Here is a 15338-nt window from a genome sequence, read left to right as displayed (position 1 = left end):
GAAAACCGGTCACATTGGAGTCGGATACACATCAGAAACCAGCTTTGCGTTCTTATGTGCGTTGGTTTGCGTTAAAGGCGTTTTTTGTGCGTTGGTTACAAAAAAGCCCCCAAACTTCGCAGTCGGGAGCTTCATTCTTCATTGCTGAGCCGAGTTCAATCAGGCAGGCTCGTTCACAATGCTTGCGATCTTCCACCGGCCTTCAATGTTGATAAGCAGGTAGTGGCAAGTGAAATCGAAGACTGCTTCGCCTTCGTCATCTTCCTGCTGCCAGTCCAGGCTGACGCTCGCGGTGGAGCCGGAGATGTGAGAGGACACCACTTCGTAGATGGAAGAGGTTACATAATGCTCGCGATGCACTTCCAAGAGTGCTTCGATGTTCTCGCAAAGCTCAGCCTTGTCGTTGAAGACATGGCCTTCTTCCAGCTGCCAGATGACACAGGGAAACGCAAAGCAATCTGCAATCAGCCCGGCGTCATAATCCTCATAGGCATCTGCATAGCTATCAAACAACTCGGAGAGCATTAGTTCTGTTTCGTCCTGAACACTCATAGTGACTGCCCCTTTTCCCAGCTTATTGATGTGCCAGCATTTTTCACGAAGGTAAGGCTGCTGGAGCCCGTTTTCCCTTATATGCCGTGGATAGGGCTCAGTTTGCCAGTCCTTTTTTCAGAAGGAAACAAATTTCATGGGTATTTTCCGCTTTTTGTGCCGATATCCCGACCACCTCACAGAATAAATCTCATGGTTTGACACCAATGGGTTGAGTGAGATCGCTTTATCCCCCTCCCTTCTCCTCTTTGCTAAAATGTTCTTGGTTTGCCCCGTTTCTGATTGGCACATGTGATCATTGGTGGCAAAGTGCGCTCAACTGTTTTCAGGATCGGACCTTTTCGTCGTTTATGACAGACACCTCTCACCTTCCCTCAGTCTTTAACAACTGGTTTGGCAGCCGTGGTTGGGCACCGCGTGCCCACCAGCTGGAGCTGTTTGACAAGGTGACCGCTGGCAATTCTGCCCTTCTGATCGCTCCGACTGGTGGCGGTAAAACACTGGCGGGCTTTTTGCCGTCACTGGTGGACCTGCATCACAAACGAGAAGCGGACAAGCGCAAGGCCGGAGAAGCGAAGGCTGCAGGGACGGGCGGTCTGCACACGCTTTACATGTCTCCCCTTAAAGCGCTGGCGACGGATATTCACCAGAACCTTGAGGTGCCAATTGAGGAGATGGGGCTTTCCATCAAGCTGGAGACCCGTTCCGGAGATACGCCCAGCCACAAGAAGCAGCGGCAGAAACGTCTTCCACCAGACATTTTGCTGACCACGCCGGAACAGATCTCGCTTCTGCTTTCTGACAAGAACGCCGAGCGGCTGTTTGCTGATCTGCATTATGTCATTTTGGATGAGTTGCACGAGTTGGTGACCTCCAAGCGCGGGGATCTGCTCGCTCTGGCTCTGACCCGCTTGCGCAAGCTGGCGCCTAACCTGCGCTGTATCGGGCTTTCAGCCACCATTGCGCACCCTGATGATCTGCGTGCCTATCTGGTAGAACAACCTTTGTCGCAACAAGTTCACCATGCTGAAATTGTGCAAGCCAAAGGTGGGGCCAAGCCTCATATCAGCATTTTGGAGACGCGGGAAAGGCTACCGTGGTCTGGTCATTCCTGCATCTACGCCCTGCCGGAGATCTATGAGGAAATTAAAGCCCACACCACCACACTGGTGTTTGTAAACACGCGCTCGCAGGCGGAGCGGCTGTTTCAGGAGCTTTGGCGTATCAATGAGGACACTCTGCCCATTGCGCTTCACCATGGCTCGCTGGATGTAGGCCAGCGCCGCAAAGTGGAAGCGCATATGGCCGCGGGCCAGCTTAAAGCCGTGGTTTGCACCTCCTCGCTGGATCTGGGCATTGACTGGGGTGATATCGATCTGGTGATCAATGTGGGCGCTCCTAAAGGAGCAAGCCGACTGGCACAGCGCATCGGGCGCGCCAATCACCGCATGAATGAAGCCTCCAAGGCCATTTTAGTACCCTCCAACCGGTTTGAGGTGTTGGAATGTCAGGCAGCCCTGGAAGCCTCTGAAGCAGGTGAGCAAGACACCCCTCCTCTTCGCGAAGGAGGACTGGATGTTTTGGCCCAGCACATTATGTGCGTTGCCTGTGCTGCGCCGTTTGAACCCGAGCAGCTTTACGAAGAGGTGATCAGCAGTCAATCCTACAGGCATCTGGATTATGATCTGTTTGTGAAGGCTGTAGAGTTTGTGGCAACTGGTGGCTATGCCCTGAAAGCCTATGACAGATACGCCAAGTTGCGCCCAACCAAAGAGGGTTTGTTTCGGGTATCCCACCCGCAGTTTGCCCAGCAATATCGCCTCAACTCCGGCACGATTTTAGATGCAGCAACGCTCAAAGTACGGCAGGTGAAACCACGGGGGGCCAACAGCAAACGGCCTCTTGGGTTTGGCGGCAAGATGCTGGGAGAGATTGAAGAGTGGTTTATTGAGCAGCTTGCTGTAGGCGATACTTTTGTGTTTGCCGGTCAGGTGTTGAAGTTTGAAGGCCTTAAGGAGAGCGAGGCCTATGTGTCCCGCAGTGCTTCGCAAGACCCGAAGATCCCGAGTTATCAGGGCGGCAAGTTTCCGCTCAGCACCTATCTTGCTGAAGGCGTACGCAACTTTGCTTCTGATCCTAACAGTTGGTCTTCTTTGCCAGGTCAGGTTCGTGAATGGTTGGAATTACAAAAAGAGAAATCACAGTTACCAGATTATGAACGTCTTCTGGTAGAGACCTTTCCGCGAAACGATAAGCACTACCTTGTGTGCTACCCGTTTGAAGGCAGATTGGCTCACCAAACGCTGGGAATGCTACTGACACGCCGTCTTGAGCGCGCTGGCCTGCATCCTCTGGGGTTTGTGGCAACTGAGTATTCACTGGCCCTGTGGGGGCTGACAGATTTGGGCGCTGCCATAAAAAGCGGGCGTTTGACGCTGGATGACCTATTTGAAGAAGATATGCTTGGTGATGACCTTGAAGCGTGGCTTGCTGAAAGTAGTTTGATGAAACGAACCTTTAGAAATTGCGCTATGATCTCAGGTCTCGTAGAACGACGGCACCCTGGCAAAGAGAAAACCGGGCGGCAGATAACTATAAATACGGATCTTATTTATAACGTACTGCACGAACACGAGCCCGATCACCTGATTTTACAAGCAACCTGGACGGATGCCGCTACAGGACTTCTGGATATCTCTCGTTTAGGTCACTTTCTTTCTCGTATCGACAAAAGAATCACGCATAGTGCTTTAAGTCGCGTTTCTCCTTTGGCTATCCCGGTTCTTCTTGAAATTGGGAAAGAGCCTATCTTTGGAAGTGCGACAGAAGAACTGCTGGCGGACGCAGCAGATGATTTATTACTGGAGGCCCAATTGTGAGACTTAACAGTCAGTTGCAGCCACGAGTAGAACTGAGTTATCGTCAACCTATTCCTGTATGCCACGACTTGTCTCTCGCAAGAGAACTTGTTGGCCTTCACGACAGTGGAGCCCTGTGGTGGCCAGAAGAGCGGACCCTTGTGGTTTCCGATCTCCATCTGGAAAAAGCAGCCAGCATTGCCAAGAGCAAGGGCCTGATGCTGCCTCCTTATGATACAGCTGCCACACTGGAAAAGCTCTCCGCCCTGATCGATCTGTTCGATCCGCGCCGCGTGATTTGCCTTGGTGACAGCTTCCATGACTGCGAAAGCTCCGAGCGCATGCCTGCGGCCTATCTCGCCATGCTGGCAACCATGCAGCTGGGACGGGAGTGGATCTGGATCACCGGCAACCACGACCCTGAGATTGCCCGGCACATTTGCGGTGAGCGCTATCAAGAGCTCTCCATCAAATCCCTCAGTTTCCGGCATGAGCCGAATGAAGAGGCCGAGCGCGGCGAGATTTGCGGGCACTTGCACCCAGCCGCCAAAGTGCGCCGCATGGGCCGTACCATTCGCAGAGCCTGCTTTGCAACCAACGGCAACCGCCTTGTGTTGCCAGCCTTTGGTGCGCTGACAGGTGGCCTGAATGTGATGGACAGAGCTTTTTCTGATGTGTTTACCGAGAAGCGGTTCTCAGTGTTCATGCTGGGCAACGGGCGATTGTTCCCATTCACAGCCTCTAAGCTCTTAAGCGAATAGCAAAAAAGGCCCTTCTGAGTTGAGGGCCTTTTCTTTTATCTGTACGTCAGAACTTTACTTCCTAATCTTTCTTGAAGATCACGCCTGCGAGCCAACCGGTGAACAGGGCCAGAATGATGGCCAGTGTGCCGTAGACTGCCGGATGTTGCCGTGACAGGTTGAACGTCACCTGCTCGAAGCCTGTTTTCGCCACGGTCAGCACTTGCTCCTGCTGGTCCAGCAGCACGCCTCCACTAAAGAGGAAGGTCGTAACCTTGTAGTCGCCCGTCGGGATGGTGGCTGGCAGGTCCACCGTGGTGGAGAACAGGGTTGGGCTCAGGAAGTTGATGGACTTGGACATCTGAGAATAAAGGCCGTGCTGGACACGGGAGCGCAGGAACGCTGCCTTGAACGCATTGCGCTCCAACGCTGGCGCACGGGTGCCCAAGGCTGCGAGCGGCAGGTGTTCCAAGCCGATGCGGTACTGCTTGAGCCAGTCTTCTGATGCGATGTTGCGCAGGTCATCGGTTGCGTGGACGGCGTAGAAGCTTGGGACTGCAATGTAGGTTTGCGAGGTGGCGTTGATCCAGAGGCCGACGATACGGTCCTTGCGCCATGTAGTGACGCGCTCCAGCGGACCTTCCACAACCACGACCACATCCTGATTGCCGGTTCTGGAAACGGTTTCTGCGTCTCTGGCGATCTCTCCGTAAACGAGGATCTGCGTTCCGGTAAAGTTGGAGGTGATGGCCACGTGAGAGGATGAGATGGCAGACACGAGCTTTTCAGCCAAAACTGGTGCACCAGAGATAAGTGCCAGCAAGAGGACCGTCAGCAGCATTGTGAGTGAGTGGATCGCTTGTCTCATTTGACAGGCTCCTCGATCACGCTGACGGAGTAGAGGTCGTCCGGTTCCACAATGAGGTTGAACGCGAAGCGCAGGCCGACAAGCAGCACCAGCAGGCCGAGGCCGAGGCGCAGGTGCTCACCGCGCATGCCCTGCCCCACCTGAGCGCCGAACTGAGCGCCAATCACACCGCCGATCATGAGCGTCAGGGCGAGCACGATATCAACGGACTGGGTGTTGATGGCATGCAGAAAGGTTGCCACGGCCATTGTGCCGAGGATTTGCAGCAGCGAGGTACCAATGACGATATTGGCCGGTACGCGCAGCAGGTAGATGAGTGCTGGCACCATCATGAAGCCGCCGCCGATGCCGAGGACAGAGCCGAGGAAACCGATGGAGCTGCCGATACCGAAGATCGGGATGACACTCACATAGAGTTTAGACCGGCGGAAACGGACCTTGAACGGCAGGCCATGTACCCAGTTGTGTTGTCCGGGTTTGCGGCCAGCAGGTGCTTTCCCGCTTTTGCGGCGCATGATGGCCTTCATGGATTCACCCAGCATCAGCACGCCGATGGTGCCGAGGAAGGTGACATAAGCCAGTGAGATCACCAGATCCAACTGCCCGAGGCTGCGCAGAATGCCGAAGATCCAGACGCCGATTGCCGAGCCAATGATACCCGAACACAGCAGAACTCCGGCGAGTTTGAAGTCAATGCCCGCTTTGCGCCAGTACGACAGAACGCCGGAAGCCGAAGAGGCAACGATCTGTGTGGTGACGGTTGCAACAGAGACGGCTGGCGGAATTCCGGAGAAAATGAGCAATGGCGTGAGCAGGAAGCCGCCGCCAATGCCGAAAAGCCCTGAGAGGAACCCGACGGTTCCGCCCATGGCGAAGATCATAAAGACATTAATCGGTAGTTCTGCAATGGGTAGATAGATCTGCAAAATGGCACCGCGGGTCACTCAGGTGACCTGACAGTGCGCCCCGTGTCACCTTTTATCCAACAACATTGTAGAGTGTTAAGCGCCATTCCAGACGCCCTGTCAATCTACGCGGAGCAGCAAGTGCAAATCTAACCAGAAATCCCCTAGTAACGTGAAATTATATGGTCTGAGAGGCCAGCGCCGTCATCAGACGCCGATCAGGTTCACCCGTTGCTTCCATTCCCAGGCGCGCTTGCAAACTCTTGATTGCGCGCCGTGTATTAGGTCCCATTACACCATCTGGGTTGCCTGGATCATACCCCATATCGAGCAAGGCTTGCTGTATTTTTTTCACAGATGGAGAACCGGCTTGTGAAACTGTGGTTTTCGGCTTGCCGGACCACTTGGTGTCGATCATGACTTTGTTGGCAGCAGGGTCGACCGGCTTCATCTGATAGGTCGCGACTGCTTCCAGAGCCTGTCCGTGCTGGCGTTTTGTCAGGCTGGCGGCAACTTCGTCGCGTTTTCCGGCGGCGTCATCGTCGCCTTGCAGGGCTGCTAGGGCGAACCACTTGTAGCTTTCCACCAGATCCTGCTTCATGCCAAGGCCACGCGCTGCCAGGATTGCAAGGTTGAACTTGCTATCTGCGACGCCATGGTCAGCGGCGATGCGGAACCATTTGACGGCGGAGGTGTAGTCCGGTTTGCCATCGATGCCCTCTACGAAGAGAACAGCGAGATTGTGCATGGCTTTGATGTTGCCTTGCGCAGCTGCCAGAGAATACCAGTCCCGTGCCTGTGCCAGATCTTTCTCAACACCGCGGCCTTTTTCATAGAAGCTGCCGAGGCGGTATTGCGCTGGCGCCAGACCTTGGGCTGCAGCTTTGCGGTACCAGTCCGCTGCTGCACCCAGATTGGCCGGAACCAGATTGCCTTCGGTGTAGCGACGGGCCACTTCGAACTGGGCGGCGGCTTCGCCAGTCGCGGCGGCTGTTCGCAGATCAATCGGACCGATTGCATACGGCAGATCGTAAGCTGACTGTTTTGGCGCAACTTGCTGAACTGGCTGCTGCGGAATGAATGGTGTCACCTGCTCGCCAAAGCCAGAGGCTGTTGCCTGTGTGGTAGGAACGCTGGCCGTTGTGATTGGATCAGCGGCCACATTGGAAGCAACTTTTTGAGCTGGCTGTGCTTTGCTATTTCCCCCGCCAATGTCGGTTGCCTGACCAAAGATCAACTCTTTGGTTGGTTCGGACGGTGCGGTGGCGGAGCCAGACTGCCAGATGCTTGTGGAACTGACGGGTGATGGTAACTCTGCCCCAGAAGGCATGGAGGATACGCGGCTGATAACATCAGGCACTGCAATTGCGTCTACACCACCGCTCAGCAGGGAGGAGTTGTCTTTGCCTGGCATTGGTGCATCTGGCGCCATGATGCTTGGCATTGTGTCAGATCCTGCAGTGTCAACGCCGTCTGAACTGGAGAACAGACCTGTGTCGAACGCCCGCAACGCGCCGATGGTCAGAAGAAGAGCCGCTGCTGCCAGCATGATTGCACGGCGGCGGTTGGATTTGCTTTCCTTCTTCTTGCCTTTTGTTTCTGTTTCAACTTTGCCCAGCTCAACAGGTGCAGCAGACAGATTGATCGGCTCTTTCACCGCAGTCTCTGTCTCGCTTACTATATCTTCTGAGCTTAAGGAAATAGGCTCTTCGGCTACCTGAAGTTTGCTGAGAACCTCAGCCGTTGCAGCTGCCTTTTTGGCGCGCAGGTTTTCAGGAACCTCAACATGTTTGGTCCGGTTCGGGCTGATGTAGTCACGCAGACGGCGTGCCCGTTCTGGTGCTTTGCTCGTGCCGGATGCTGGCTTTTCTTCTTCCTGCTTGGCTGTCTTCACTTCTTTGGCAGCTGCTTTTGCAGCACGGCGAGCCGCTGCTATGAAGTCTGCTTTACGGTTACGCGGACCTTCCGGTTCCGCTGCGGCAGCAGCCTGTTCCGCTGAGTTTCCTTTGCGCCCCATATTGAAGGCGCCCAGAATGCTGCTGATTTGCGTGTCGCCAACCAGTTTCTGGTGTTCGTCGGAAATCTCTGTGTTGCCAATGGCGTTGCGGATACTTTCCAGATTTTCCAGACGATGGGAAATGGTGCCCAGCACATCGCGCACATCTTGCAGAGCATGCTGGTCTACATCGTCTTTCTGGCCGGATGCTTCCAGCAGTGACTGCAGGTCGAGACGCAGCGCGGAAATGGCGGCTTCAACAGCCTCACCCTGCTCAGCGCCATTGCCCAGAGCCAGACTGTCTGTTGCAGCCTTTACTGCATCCTGTGCGATCTGCTGCGCCTTATCCACCATGTCAGTGTGAAGGCCTTTGATCTCTTGCTCGATGGTGCCGAAGCTGTTTTCCAGATTGCCGATCGCGCCAAACTGGGTCTGAGACATATCCAGCTTTTGAGAGAGGTCCGCAATCTGCTGTTCCAGATGATCGATCTCAACATCAGAGGACAGACCAGACGGGCTGGAGATGGTTGCAGCCAACTCCTGCAGTTGGGATTCAATGTCGCCGGAAGTTGCCAATGCACCGATGTGGCCGCGTAGTTCTGCGATCTCGGCGCGGATCATGGACATTGCTTTGTCGGAGGAACCAGCATGGGCACTGTCTTCAACCATCTGGGTCAGCGTCATCACACGCTGTTCAAGACGGGCAAGAGCCGCACTTTCGTTCTCGTTCAAAACAACCTCGAAGGAGGTTTCCGCCAGACGGACTTCGATGCCATCCACTTTGTTGCAGAGATGGTCGAGGCGACCTTCGATGGACGAGAAAGCCTGATCGAAGCCAGTTGAGGCTTCCGGACTTTTCTCCATGCGGTCCAGCTTTTGGCCGATATCAGAAAGGCGATCTTCCAAACGGTTCAGTTGATCGTTGTTGCCTGCTTTTTCCGGGCCTTCAGCCAGAATGTTGGAGATGGAGTCCAAACGGCCATGCAGACGGTCAATCACTTCGCCATCTGGCATGCGTGTTTCAACGCTGCTGAGGCGAGACTGGATATCACGTTGAATTGCGGAGAAGTGGTCCAGTTCATCCATACGGGCTGTCAGGAACCGGATGCGCTGATCCACATCATGGATCATGCGGCCTGAATCCAGACGATCAATAACTTGTCTCAGCTGAGCAACTTCATCGCGGACAACTTCCAGGCCAGCGGTACCGGAGCGAAGCAAAACATCTTCCAGACGGTCGCCCATGGAGGACAGACGGTTTTCCAGCGGGTTGAGCTGATCAACACGAGGCAGCTGGCGGATTTGGTTTTCCACCTCGGCCATCCGCTCAGACAGGCTCTCGTAAATCGCCGGATCAACATTCTTTTCTGCCAGTTCCTGCAAGCGAGACTGGATGGATGAATGCGCCATGCCCAGAGCATTGAGGCTATCCTCAATGTCAGAGCGGGACAGCGCAGACTTCATCTGCTCCAGTTCGTGGCGCAGTTCTTTGAGCAGCAGGCCGTTGCCCTCTTCATCGCGCAGGCGCCCAATAATCTCGGAGAGCTGCGAGCGATTGTCAGAGGTACGATCCATCATTTCGTCACGCAGGCTGTTGAGCTGTGTCTGCATGCCATCGTGCAGTTGCTCAAAGCGTGCTTCATCTGGCTCACGCAATGTATCCAGTTTACTGGCCAGCTGCTTGAAGTGGCCATCAATCATTGTGTTGAGCTCAGAATACTCCGCAGTTTGTGCTGGCTGCGGTGCTGCTGGTCTCTGGCTTTGCCGTGCTTCTACACCGTGTGGCATTGCACCTGCGTTGAAGCGAGGCTCCATCTGAGTGACAGGAGGATGAGCATAATCTTGTGCGGCAGGTGCCCAGTTCTGCTCCATAGGTGCAGGCTCTGGCTCCTGCATAGGCGCAGCATTTTCAGCTTTTGGCGGAACACCCTTCCCTTTTTCATTTTCGTTATGAGCAAGGGAGTTCAAGCGTTCATCCAGGGCGTTCAAGGCATCCAGCACAGAACTGATACGCTTGACTTTGGAGTTTTCCGCATTTGGATCTTCGTCCTGTCTGGCCACTGGTGCAGCCCATTCCTGCTTTTCCGGCTGCATAGGGGCAGCAGGATGAGCGGATGGCTGGTGCGCATGCGGCTGCATTGGTGCAGGCTTAGCATATTGCTGGGCACGGCGCTGCGGCGCATAGGTTTCAGGAGCCTGTGGTAAAGGAGCTTGTTCCTGTCTGCGTATAACTGGCGGGCTCGGATGCATGAGCGGATCACGCGAAATACCTGCGCGCGCATATAAGTGCTCGGCGGCAGACGGATCATACTGATCCTCATAGGCATGTGGGCTTGTTGACTGGTCGAGACCGGATCTCAGGTCAGAGCGGTGCCATGGATCACGATTTTGGGGATCACGAATTTGAGGGTCGCAAACATGAGGATTATGCGCATGCGGCGCATGCATATGTCGATCGCGTGCGCGCGGCTGTGGTTCTGTATGGGCGCGCGGTGTACGGCCTTCAGACTGCATCAGGCGGTTTAGTGCCTGCGCAACTTCATTCATCGCCGCTTCCTGAGAGGTGGGATGAGGTTCTCCGTAGGGCTGCTGTGCCTCTGTACCGAATTCATCAGAATAAGGAGAATGGGCCGCATGCCTTGCTGCTGCAGGATTATGTTGCGCCATTCCACTTTCCTCCAACCACTTTACGTGGTCTGCATCCAGCCCTTCACCAAAGGACTTGTCTGACGCGGATTTTCCAAATTCTGGTTTATTCCAAGACATGCCTGAAGGGCCTCATAAAACTGTCCGGACCGCGCCATGTCGTCTTTCCCTGCCCAAATCACATTATAAAAATAAACGTCAACCACTTTACGTGGTCTGTGAGTGGGTCAAGAAACGAATCACTTTGCGGTTTTGCACCGATCTTAAAACTCGTAGGACTAGTTTTTTACTCGTTAGGGTAAATAGCGGGTTAATAGCTCGAATTCTGCGTGAAGAGCCCTTAAGGAATGTGAATTACGGCGGTTATCATGCAGATACCCTGCTATTTCAGGGAGTACGGAACAAACTCATGAAAATAATTCGTGTCCCGATTTACTCGAATTAAGGGTTATCAAGCCGCGCACGCTGGACCTACGTGTTCTTGCCAATGTATAAACTTGATGGAAATTGCGCGGTGCATCATTTAGCATGTACTTAAGTACGGATGTCGTACATTAGAGGCAGTGTCGTGAGAGCAAAGAAGAACAGGTCAAGCAGATGAGCGAAGCCCTACATATCAATGAGATGATTGTTGATGCTGTTGCCAATGAGCTGGGTAAGGGAAAGAAGACACAGTTTACCATTGGCGACCTGGCAAAAGAATTTGATGTTACCCTCCGCACTCTTCGATTTTACGAGGACAAGGGCCTCCTGAATCCTAAGCGTGACGGGCTTAATCGCATTTACAACCGTCGGGATCGTGCGCGTTTGAAGCTGGTCTTGATGGGAAAACGTGTTGGTTTTTCTCTCACTGAAATCCGCAGTATGCTGGATCTTTATGATCTGCGTGACGGTCAAGTCACCCAGCTTGAGGTGGCACTGAGCCGCTTTCAGGAGCAGATTAAAGTGCTTGAAGGTCAGCGCGCCAACATTGATGAAGCGATTGAAGACCTGCAGAGAACCGTCACGATTGTTGAAGGTATGCTGCGCGAAAAAAGAGGCTGATTTCCAGTCCGGTCAGGTGGGGCTTTTACCCCACCTTTTTGATTTATAGCCACTTATAGGTGCCTGAATTTATTCATGAAGAATACGTTCAATATTTTTCACCTATAAAATACCGGCACATCTCCCGAACTTTCTTAATTTAATTGTTATCCAAGCCATAATCTCGCAAAACGCTTGCCACACGGATGCGATACTTCTGGAAATATTCATTTTTTCCCAGTTGCTGCGCCTCCTGATGCTTTTCCTGAGTGCGCCAGCGCTTCACGGCTTCTTCGTCCTCAAAAAATGACAGTGACAAAATTTTCTCAGGATTGGTGAGACTCTGAAATCGCTCAACAGAGATAAACCCCGGGATTTTCTCCAGTTCAGGCTTAATTGAGGCGGCCACATCCAGATAACTGGCTTTGTGGTCTGCGAAGGGTTCAACTTCAAAAATAACGGCAATCATGCTGGGAACTTTCACGGCTTATTTGGCGATTACGGCTTTGCATGCGGCGTGGATGCAAGAGTGAGAAACGTTCGGTCTTCTTTCAGGATGAACTTTTCTCTCATAGCGAACTCATAGTTTTCGCGCCCGAGCGGGTCATTTGCAAGAGCGGCTCTGTATTCTTCATAGTGAGCCAAGCTTTGCACATTGTAGATGCCATAGGCCAATGTGGTGGAGCCTTCATGAGGGGCATAGTAGCCAATCAAGTCTGCCCCACAACGCGGGATCGCCTGCCCCCAATTGCGCGCGTATTGTTGGAATTCTGCCTTTTTCGTCGGGTCTATCTGGTAGCGGATGACACAGGTGAGCATCACAAATCTCCGGTTCAGTTCATCAATGCCCCCGGTGTAGCAAGCTGGTCTGCGCTATTGTTTCGATCGTGATCGAACTATCAATTTTGCGTGTGTGCTATAGTCATCGGGCAGAATTCAAGAATGGAGCCCCACATGAAAGAAGGTCCGAATATTGCCGGGATTGCCGCGCTCATTGGAGATCCGGCACGGGCAAACATGTTGCAGGCTCTTATGACCGGCGTGGCGTTGACGGCCAGTGAGCTGGCTCAGGAGGCTGGTGTCACGCCACAGACCTCCAGTTTTCATCTGGGTCGGTTGGCGGAGGCCGGATTGGTCACCCTGCGCAAACAGGGGCGGCACAAGTATTACAACCTTGCGGATGCTGATGTTGCGGCTTTGCTGGAGGCCATGAGCGGAATTGCCATGCGCTCTGGCATGACGCGTGTGCGGACCGGGCCGAAGGAGCCTGCCCTGCGCAAAGCCCGTGTCTGCTACAACCATCTGGCTGGAGAGTATGGGGTGCAGGCCTATGACAGTCTGCTGGCGAGAGCGTTTCTGGTGGAAGATGGCGAGCAGCTTCATCTGACCGGAGACGGCCGATCCTTCCTGAGTGAACTGGGCGTGGTGTTACCGGACAAGGAGACCAAGCGGCGGCCCTTGTGCAAATCCTGTCTGGACTGGAGTGCACGGCGGTCGCACTTGGCAGGAATTGTGGGCACCTCCCTGCTCTCCTTCTTTTTGGAGCAAGGCTGGGCCAAGCGTGTGGACGGGAGCCGCATAATCGAGTTTTCCAAAAGCGGCGATTCTCGCTTTCACGCCATATTTTCCCTTTAAAATTGAGGGGCAGACAAAGCTTACCCGTCACTTTCATAGTGCTAGAGGCAGGGTCCACTAAGATTTCACAGGGAAGTTATCAGGTGCAAACCCGCAGGATTCCGCGGATACGTACCTACCCCTAAGAAATTACACTTGGGTATAACTTGCCGCAGGCGCGAGGGCGCTCTATATTCCGTCACAAGTTGACGTTTACGCAAACGTTAAAGCCATGCCTCTAGGGTTGGTCGGAAGGAAAAATTGCTATGCCGAGTTATAGTGCTCCCGTCGAAGACACTCTCTTTTTGCTCAAAGATGTTTTGGGTTACGAAAAACATTCCAACTTGCCCGGGTTCTCCGAGGCGACACCGGATCTGGTTGAAGCCATCTTGAAAGAAGGCGCAAAGTTCTCTGAGGAGATCGTGCAGCCGCTGAACCATTCTGGCGATAAAGCTGGTTGTATCCGCCATGATGATGGCTCTGTGACAACGCCTCCAGGCTTTAAAGAAGCCTACAACGCCTATGTTGAAGCTGGTTGGGGTGGTCTGTCCGTTCCTGAGCAGTATGGTGGTCAGGGCCTTCCGTCCATCTTCTCCGGCATTGTGAATGAGTACATCTGTTCGGCCAACATGGCGTTTGCCATGTATCCGGGCCTGACAGCTGGCGCGATGGCTGCTCTGCATACGCATGCAAGTGATGAGATCAAGGACACTTACCTGCCTAAGATGGCAACGGGTGAGTGGACTGGCACCATGAACCTGACCGAGCCGCATTGTGGTACGGATCTGGGCATGCTGCGCACCAAGGCTGTTCCGCAAGCGGATGGCTCCTACAAGATTTCCGGCACAAAGATCTTCATCTCTGCAGGTGACAACGATCTTTCCGAGAACATCATTCACCTCGTTCTGGCTCGTATCGAAGGCGCTCCTGCCGGCACCAAGGGTATTTCCCTGTTTGTTGTGCCGAAGAAGAAGCTCGATGCAGACGGCAATCCGGGTGAAATGAACGGCGTTTCCTGTGGTTCCATTGAAGAGAAGATGGGCATCCACGGCAATGCAACCTGTGTCATGAACTATGACGATGCGATTGGTTTCCTCGTTGGTGAGGAAAACAAAGGCCTACGCGCCATGTTCGTGATGATGAACGAAGCGCGTCTTGGCGTTGGTATTCAGGGGCTGTCCCAGTCCGAAGTGGCTTACCAGAACGCAGTTATCTACGCGAAGGATCGCTTGCAGGGTCGCTCCCTGACCGGACCTAAGAACCCGGAAAAGCCAGCTGACCCAATCATCGTGCACCCGGATGTGCGCCGCGTGTTGATGACCATCCGCTCCTTTAATGAGGCAGCGCGTGCTCTTTACATGTGGACTGGCCTGCATGGCGATGTCTCTCATCTTTCCGAGGATGAAGCTGAAAGACAGTCTTCTGACGACATCATGGGTCTTCTGACCCCAGTGATCAAAGGCGTTATCACCGATAAGGGCTTTGACAACGCTGTGATGGCTCAGCAGCTTTACGGTGGTCATGGTTACATTCAGGAATGGGGTATGGAGCAGTTCGTTCGCGACGCTCGTATCGCCATGATCTATGAAGGTGCCAACGGCATTCAGGCGCTTGATCTTGTTGGCCGTAAGCTGCCAGCAAATGGTGGCCGCGCTATTCAGGCATGGTTCAAAGAAGTTGGCGCACTTGTAAAAGAGCATGAAGGCGACGAAGAGCTGAGCGTTTACACCACAGCGCTGAAGCAGTCTTTGAAGGACCTTCAGGCCGCGACCATGTGGTTTATGCAGAACGCAATGAAGAACCCAGACAATGCGGGTGCCGGATCCAACGACTACATGCACCTGTTTGGCCTTGTTGCCCTTGGTTACATGTGGACCAAGATTGCGATTGCAGCAAAAGGTAAAATTGCTGAAGGCGCAAACGGCAAGGAAGACTGGCTGAACACCAAATTGACCCTTGGTACCTTCTTCATGGAGCGTATCATGCCGGAATCTTCTGCTCATCTGGCTCGCATCTCCACTGGTGCGGACACAATGATGAGCCTGGACGCAGAAGCGTTCTAATCACATTACCGTAACTCAAGAGCCCGGGACCTATCCAGGGCTCTTGTCCTGCCCTATTCTCAATCTGATATAT

At 53.7% G+C, this 15338-nt stretch carries 11 protein-coding genes; 5 read left to right on the top strand and 6 right to left on the bottom strand.

Translation table 11 applies throughout. The features are described 5' to 3' along the window. Positions 1-159: 159 nt before the first annotated feature. Positions 160-552 carry a DUF4440 domain-containing protein gene (locus tag PsAD37_RS07720; protein ID WP_057464953.1) on the bottom strand — a complete coding sequence of 131 codons (393 nt, stop codon included), beginning with the start codon at positions 550-552 and terminating at the stop codon, positions 160-162. Positions 553-902: 350 nt separating this feature from the next. Here PsAD37_RS07720 and PsAD37_RS07715 point away from each other — a divergent pair, with 350 nt between their 5' ends. Further along, entirely contained in the window at positions 903-3431 is a 2529-nt protein-coding gene (locus tag PsAD37_RS07715; protein ID WP_063295647.1) for a ligase-associated DNA damage response DEXH box helicase, read from the top strand. Between the two features lie 32 nt (positions 3432-3463). Next, complete coding sequence (gene pdeM / locus PsAD37_RS07710; RefSeq protein WP_208991767.1) at positions 3464-4171, top strand: ligase-associated DNA damage response endonuclease PdeM; 708 nt, start codon at positions 3464-3466, stop codon at positions 4169-4171. 61 nt (positions 4172-4232) lie between these two features. On the opposite strand, the gene PsAD37_RS07705 is transcribed toward pdeM, so the two are convergent. The 3 genes from PsAD37_RS07705 to PsAD37_RS07695 all read right to left on the bottom strand — a co-directional run bounded on the left by PsAD37_RS07705 (position 4233) and on the right by PsAD37_RS07695 (position 10685). Further along, on the bottom strand, positions 4233-5018 hold the full coding sequence (locus PsAD37_RS07705) for a TIGR02186 family protein (protein ID WP_063295646.1): 786 nt from the start codon (positions 5016-5018) through the stop codon (positions 4233-4235). Beyond that, entirely contained in the window at positions 5015-5944 is a 930-nt protein-coding gene (locus PsAD37_RS07700) for a sulfite exporter TauE/SafE family protein (protein WP_063295740.1), read from the bottom strand. The genes PsAD37_RS07705 and PsAD37_RS07700 overlap by 4 nt, the downstream gene beginning before the upstream one ends. A 157-nt stretch (positions 5945-6101) precedes the next feature. Beyond that, positions 6102-10685, bottom strand: coding sequence for a peptidoglycan-binding protein (locus PsAD37_RS07695; protein WP_063295645.1), 4584 nt, complete (start codon positions 10683-10685; stop codon positions 6102-6104). Positions 10686-11162: 477 nt separating this feature from the next. On the opposite strand from PsAD37_RS07695, the gene PsAD37_RS07690 reads away from it, so the two are divergent. After that, positions 11163-11609 carry a MerR family DNA-binding transcriptional regulator gene (locus PsAD37_RS07690; protein ID WP_063295644.1) on the top strand — a complete coding sequence of 149 codons (447 nt, stop codon included), beginning with the start codon at positions 11163-11165 and terminating at the stop codon, positions 11607-11609. A 139-nt stretch (positions 11610-11748) separates the two neighbouring features. Here the strand turns inward: PsAD37_RS07690 and PsAD37_RS07685 are convergent, their stop codons facing one another. Next, on the bottom strand, positions 11749-12057 hold the full coding sequence (locus tag PsAD37_RS07685; protein ID WP_063287327.1) for an antibiotic biosynthesis monooxygenase: 309 nt from the start codon (positions 12055-12057) through the stop codon (positions 11749-11751). A 29-nt stretch (positions 12058-12086) separates the two neighbouring features. Then, entirely contained in the window at positions 12087-12407 is a 321-nt protein-coding gene (locus PsAD37_RS07680; protein ID WP_063295643.1) for an NIPSNAP family protein, read from the bottom strand. 135 nt (positions 12408-12542) lie between these two features. Here PsAD37_RS07680 and PsAD37_RS07675 point away from each other — a divergent pair, with 135 nt between their 5' ends. Continuing rightward, a complete protein-coding gene (locus tag PsAD37_RS07675) occupies positions 12543-13223 on the top strand; it encodes a helix-turn-helix transcriptional regulator (protein ID WP_063295642.1) in 681 nt (226 codons plus the stop codon). A 245-nt stretch (positions 13224-13468) separates the two neighbouring features. After that, positions 13469-15265, top strand: coding sequence for an acyl-CoA dehydrogenase C-terminal domain-containing protein (locus PsAD37_RS07670; RefSeq protein WP_063295641.1), 1797 nt, complete (start codon positions 13469-13471; stop codon positions 15263-15265). Positions 15266-15338: the final 73 nt, after the last annotated feature.

The sequence above is a fragment of the Pseudovibrio sp. Ad37 genome, assembly GCF_001623075.1.
Lineage (GTDB): Bacteria > Pseudomonadota > Alphaproteobacteria > Rhizobiales > Stappiaceae > Pseudovibrio.
This window is presented reverse-complemented; position numbering and strand designations above follow the sequence as displayed.

Bases quoted from the DNA above. Each gene is read 5' to 3' on its own strand.
- PsAD37_RS07720 (WP_057464953.1), bottom strand. From the start codon at position 552: ATGAGTGTTCAGGACGAAACAGAACTAATGCTCTCCGAGTTGTTTGAT.
- PsAD37_RS07715 (WP_063295647.1), top strand. From the start codon at position 903: ATGACAGACACCTCTCACCTTCCCTCAGTCTTTAACAACTGGTTTGGC.
- PsAD37_RS07705 (WP_063295646.1), bottom strand. From the start codon at position 5,018: ATGAGACAAGCGATCCACTCACTCACAATGCTGCTGACGGTCCTCTTG.
- PsAD37_RS07695 (WP_063295645.1), bottom strand. From the start codon at position 10,685: ATGTCTTGGAATAAACCAGAATTTGGAAAATCCGCGTCAGACAAGTCC.
- PsAD37_RS07690 (WP_063295644.1), top strand. From the start codon at position 11,163: ATGAGCGAAGCCCTACATATCAATGAGATGATTGTTGATGCTGTTGCC.
- PsAD37_RS07685 (WP_063287327.1), bottom strand. From the start codon at position 12,057: ATGATTGCCGTTATTTTTGAAGTTGAACCCTTCGCAGACCACAAAGCC.
- PsAD37_RS07680 (WP_063295643.1), bottom strand. From the start codon at position 12,407: ATGCTCACCTGTGTCATCCGCTACCAGATAGACCCGACGAAAAAGGCA.
- PsAD37_RS07675 (WP_063295642.1), top strand. From the start codon at position 12,543: ATGAAAGAAGGTCCGAATATTGCCGGGATTGCCGCGCTCATTGGAGAT.
- PsAD37_RS07670 (WP_063295641.1), top strand. From the start codon at position 13,469: ATGCCGAGTTATAGTGCTCCCGTCGAAGACACTCTCTTTTTGCTCAAA.